Genomic DNA, 3,964 nt, shown 5'->3' with positions numbered 1-3,964 from the left:
TGGCAGGGCCTGGTCATCCCGGCCGGGGTGCGCGATCCGGCGGCGCTGCGCCAGGCGCTGACGGCGCTCGGCGAACCGGCGATCCTGTTCATCGACGTCAAGGCGGAGACCACGGGGCTGGTGCTGGCCGCCAGCCGCGAGGCGCTGTTCTGGGCGGCCGCCGGCGCGCTCGGCGTGCTGGCCCTGCTGGCCCTCGGGCTGCGCGGCGGCGGGCCGCTCGCGGCGCTGCGCCGTGGCGCCCCGATCCTGGCCGCCCTGCTGGTGACCCTGGCGGCCCTCGCCCTGCTGGACCAGCGGCTGACACCCTTCCATCTCGCGGCGCTGCTGTTGTCGGCGGGGGTGGGGATCGACTATGCGCTGTTCCTGGCCCGGCCGGCACGGGACCCGGCGGAGGCGCGGCGCGGCCTGGAGGCGGTGCTGACCTGCGCCGTCACCACGCTGCTCACCTTTGGCCTGCTGGCCCTCTGCGCCACGCCGGTGCTGCGCGGCATCGGGCTGACGGTGGCGATCGGCGTGACCGCCGCCTTCCTGCTCTCCCTGGCCCTGGCGCCTCGCCCGGCGCGCTGAACTGCCCGCGATCCCATATCTGCCCGCAATCCCATATCTGACGGTGTGATGCTGGACCGAACGACCACCTCCCGCCCCGATCCGGGCTTCGCGCCCCTGGCCATCACCGCCTTCTCGGCGGTCAGCGCCATGGGCCGTGGCCTCGCCGCCACCCGGGCGGCCCTGCTGGAGCGGCAGGGGGGACTGCGGCCGGCGCAGGACCCGGAGGATGCCGGCCTGCCGGACGGAATCTGGGTCGGCCGGGTGCCGGGCCTCGATCTGGTCGCCCTGCCGGCCGATCTCGCGCGCTACGACTGCCGCAACAACCGCCTGGCCGAGATGGCGCTGCAGGCGGACGGCTTCGCCGCGGCCGGGGCGGCGGCACGGGCGCGGCACGGGGCGGCGCGTGTCGCCGTGGTGCTCGGCACCAGCACCGCCGGCATCGCCCAGACCGAGGCGGCCTACCGCCGCCGCGCCGGCGGCGCCCTGCCGGCGGATTTCGACTTCGGCGGCACGCACGACCTCTACGCCCTGCCGCGCTACCTCCGCGCCCGGCTCGGCCTGCGGGGCCCGGCGCTCACCGTCTCCACCGCCTGCACCTCGGGCGCGCGCAGCCTGCTGGAGGCGGCGGCCCTGCTGCGCGCGGACGTGGCCGACGCGGTGGTGGCGGGTGGCGTCGACACCCTCTGCCGCATGACGCTGCAGGGCTTCAACGCCCTCTCCCTGCTGGCGCGCGGCCCTTGCCGCCCCTGCGCCGCCGACCGCGACGGCATCACCATCGGCGAGGCCGCGGGGCTGCTGCTGCTGGAACGCGCCCCGGCGCCCGGTACCCTGGCCCTGCTCGGTGCCGGGGCCAGCAGCGACGGCCACCACATGTCCTCGCCGCAGCCCGAGGGGCTGGGTGCCCAGGCCGCCATGCACGCCGCGCTGGCCACCGCCGGCCTGCCACCGGCGGCGGTGGACTACATCAACCTGCACGGCACCGGCACCCGCGCCAACGACGCCATGGAGGACCGCGCGGTGGCCGCCCTGTTCGGCTCCACCGTGCCCTGCTCCTCCACCAAGGGCTGGAGCGGCCATACCCTCGGCGCCTCGGGCGCGCTGGAGGCGGTGGTATCCCTGCTCTGCATCGAGGAGGGGCTGATCCCCGGCTGTCTCGGCGTGGCGGCGGTGGACCCCGGCTTCCGCGCCGATGTCGTGTCGGACAACCGGCGGCGGCCGGTCGGGCGCGTTCTCAGCAACTCCTTCGGCTTCGGCGGCAGCAATTGCAGCCTGCTGCTCGGGCGAGCCGCCTGATGCCGCGCTGCTGGATCGAGGGGGCGGCCGTGCTCGGCCCCGGCCTGCCGGGATGGCCGGCGAGCCGGGCCATCCTGACGGGCGAGGCGCCCTGGCTGGAAGCGCCGACCCTGGTGCCGCCGCCCGCCCTGCTGGCCGCCACCGAGCGGCGGCGCGCCAGCCTGGTGGTGCGGCTCGCCCTGGCGGCGGCGGCGGAGGCGATCGCCGCGGCCGGGCGGGAGGCGGCGGCGCTGGACAGCCTCTTCGCCAGCTCGAACGGCGATGGCGGTGTGGTGGGCGCCATCCTGGAGGCGCTCGCCACGCCGGGCGGCGATGTCTCGCCGACGCAGTTCCACAACTCCGTGCACAATGCGGCGGCCGGCTACTGGAGCATCGGCGCCGGGGCACGGCTCGGCTCGGTCAGCATCGGCTGCCATGACGACACCTGGCCGGCCGGGCTGCTGCAGGGGGTGGCGCAGGTCGCCGCATGGGGCCGGCCGCTGCTCCTCTGCGGCTATGACGCGCCGCTGCCGGAGCCCCTGGCCGCCGTCCGCCCCACCGCCATCCCCTTCGCCACCGCCCTGGTCCTGGCGCCGGAGCCCGGGCCGCGCAGCCTGGCCGCCATCGAGGTGGCGCATGGCGGGCCGCTGCCGCCGGAGGTCCAGCCCGGGCCGTTGCGCCGCGCGCTGGAAGGCGCCAACCCGATCGCGCGCGCGCTGCCCCTGCTGGAGGCGCTGGCGGCGGGCCGCCCGGCGCGGATCGGCTGGCCGCTGCTGGACGGGCTGGCCATCACCCTGCGCCTGGAGCCCTGCCATGCGGCGTGACGCCATCCTGGCCCTGGTGCCGCACCAGGGCGCCATGTGCCTGCTCGACCGCGTGGAGAGCTGGACGGCGGACCGCATCCTCTGCCGCGCCGCCTCGCACCGGGCGGCGGACCATCCGCTGCGGCGGGGCGGCCTGCTGCCGGCGGTGTGCGGTGTCGAATACGCGCTGCAGGCCATGGCCCTGCACGGCGCGTTGAGCGGGGATTCGGAAGGCGGGGCACGGGCCAGCCGGCCGGGCTACCTGGCCAGCCTGCGCGGCCTCGACCTGGCGGTGGACCGGCTGGACGACATCGCCGGCGACCTCGCCATCGAGGCGGTCGCCCTGGCGCGCGAGGCGCGCGGCTTCACCTATGCCTTCAGCATCGCCGAAGGGGGCCGGACCCTGCTCGCCGGCCAGGCCACGGTCATCCTGCCGCCGGAGGCCGGGGCGTGAGGCGGGCTCTCGTCACCGGGGCGGGCAGCCCGCTCGGCGCCGCCATTGCCCGCCGCCTCGCCGGGGAGGGGCTGCACCTGCTGCTGCATGCCCATGCGAACCGGGCCGGGGTGGCGGCGCTGGCGGCGGAGATCATGGCCTCGGGCGGCGCGGCCGAGGCGCTGGCCTTCGACCTCACCGATGCCGCCGCGACGGCCGGCGCCCTGGCGGCGGTGCTGGAGAGCGGGCCGGTGCAGGTGCTGGTGCACAATGCCGGCACCCATGCCGACGCGCCCATGGCCGGGATGAGCGCGGCGCAGTGGCACGGCGTCATCGACGTCTCGCTGAACGGCTTCTTCCATGCGGCGCAGCCGCTGCTGCTGCCGATGATCGGCACGCGCTGGGGTAGGATCGTGGCCATCAGCTCGGTCTCGGCGATCATGGGCAACCGGGGGCAGGCGAACTACGCGGCGGCCAAGGCGGGGCTCGGCGGCGCCGTTCGGTCGCTGGCGCTGGAATGCGCGCCGCGCGGCGTCACGGTGAACGCGGTGGCGCCGGGCCTGATCGAGAGCCCGGCGGTGGCGGCGGCGATGACGCCCGAGCAGGTGCGCGCCCTGGTGCCGGCCCGGCGCGCCGGCAGGCCGGAGGAGGTGGCCGAGCTGGTCGCCTTCCTGGCCTCCGACCGCGCCGCCTACATCACCGGCCAGACCATCTCGATCAATGGCGGGCTGGCCTAGGGAGAGATTCCCTGCAACTTGTTGGTTGTGCCGGATTGACACCGCGTCGCTGCATCGCCCGGGCGTATAGCCCTGGCTTCGGCACGCGGATCTTCCCTCGGTGATCGCGCTCGTGGCCACCATCGTTCCGGGCAGCCTGCCGGGATCGTTCCGAATCAGGCGGGGGGGGG

At 76.3% G+C, this 3,964-nt stretch carries 4 protein-coding genes and 1 pseudogene; all 5 read left to right on the top strand.

Going from position 1 to position 3,964, the window contains the following annotated elements; translation table 11 throughout:
* Positions 1-567, top strand: a pseudogene (locus ACVMLK_RS20080) (MMPL family transporter); the annotation flags it as partial.
* Between the two features lie 48 nt (positions 568-615).
* Positions 616-1,842, top strand: a complete 1,227-nt coding sequence (locus tag ACVMLK_RS20075; RefSeq protein ID WP_457487421.1) for a beta-ketoacyl-ACP synthase — start codon at positions 616-618, stop codon at positions 1,840-1,842.
* Positions 1,842-2,645, top strand: coding sequence for a beta-ketoacyl synthase chain length factor (locus ACVMLK_RS20070; protein ID WP_422922252.1), 804 nt, complete (start codon positions 1,842-1,844; stop codon positions 2,643-2,645). Before ACVMLK_RS20075 ends, ACVMLK_RS20070 begins: the two co-directional genes overlap by 1 nt.
* A complete protein-coding gene (locus ACVMLK_RS20065; RefSeq protein ID WP_422922251.1) occupies positions 2,635-3,078 on the top strand; it encodes a phosphotransferase in 444 nt (147 codons plus the stop codon). Before ACVMLK_RS20070 ends, ACVMLK_RS20065 begins: the two co-directional genes overlap by 11 nt.
* Positions 3,075-3,794: a 3-oxoacyl-ACP reductase FabG gene (gene fabG, locus ACVMLK_RS20060; RefSeq protein ID WP_457487420.1), complete on the top strand. Its 720-nt coding sequence runs from the start codon at positions 3,075-3,077 to the stop codon at positions 3,792-3,794. Before ACVMLK_RS20065 ends, fabG begins: the two co-directional genes overlap by 4 nt.
* The last annotated feature ends 170 nt before the right edge of the window (positions 3,795-3,964 follow it).

The organism is Teichococcus aerofrigidensis, from assembly GCF_054073225.1.
Note: the sequence above shows the minus strand (reverse complement) of the source record. Positions and strands in the feature narration are given on the sequence as shown.

What these genes read in the sequence shown, in the direction of transcription:
- ACVMLK_RS20075 (WP_457487421.1), top strand. Translation starts at nt 616, where the DNA reads ATGCTGGACCGAACGACCACCTCCCGCCCCGATCCGGGCTTCGCGCCC.
- ACVMLK_RS20070 (WP_422922252.1), top strand. Translation starts at nt 1,842, where the DNA reads ATGCCGCGCTGCTGGATCGAGGGGGCGGCCGTGCTCGGCCCCGGCCTG.
- ACVMLK_RS20065 (WP_422922251.1), top strand. Translation starts at nt 2,635, where the DNA reads ATGCGGCGTGACGCCATCCTGGCCCTGGTGCCGCACCAGGGCGCCATG.